Annotated in this window: 1 pseudogene; it reads left to right on the top strand. The window is 48.8% G+C overall.

What is annotated here, in order from left to right:
- A pseudogene (locus R7E78_RS29150) lies at positions 1-562 on the top strand (nuclease); the annotation flags it as partial.

Raw genomic sequence — 562 nt, 5'->3', positions numbered from 1 at the left:
TGATGTTGTCGCACCAAGCTCCGCTCTTTAAGCCAACTCAGCTTCACGCAGCAGACAGTGCAGAAGCCGTCGCGCTAGCAAAACAAAATGCAGAGAATCGAGTTTTCCTAGAATCTGATGCCAAAGCACCGAACGGCAAAATTCCTTACTACCCTGAGTTTGGTCAAGATTTGGATCAAGACGGTTCATCTGAACAGCACATTCGCTTAGGTTCGCGCGTTGAAGGTTTACAGGGCGTAGTGAATTACAGCTACAACGAATACCGTCTGATCGCGACGAACGATGTAAATAACACTAACTTTGTGGCAGCGGGTGATGGCTTTGATGTAGAGCGTAAAGCGGCGCCAGCTATCGCAGAGTCGGATTTACGCGTTGCAAGCTTTAACGTGCTTAACTACTTCACTTCGGTTGCAGACAGCGGAAACAACAACCCGACAGGCCAAAACCGTGGCGCGACGAATCACGATGAGTTCTTGATCCAACAAGCGAAGATCGTGTCTGCGATGAACAAGATGGATGCTGACATCATTGGTTTGATGGAAGTGGAGAATAACGGCTTCGG

This window comes from Vibrio sp. YT-19(2023), assembly GCF_033337395.1.
Note: the sequence above shows the minus strand (reverse complement) of the source record. Positions and strands in the feature narration are given on the sequence as shown.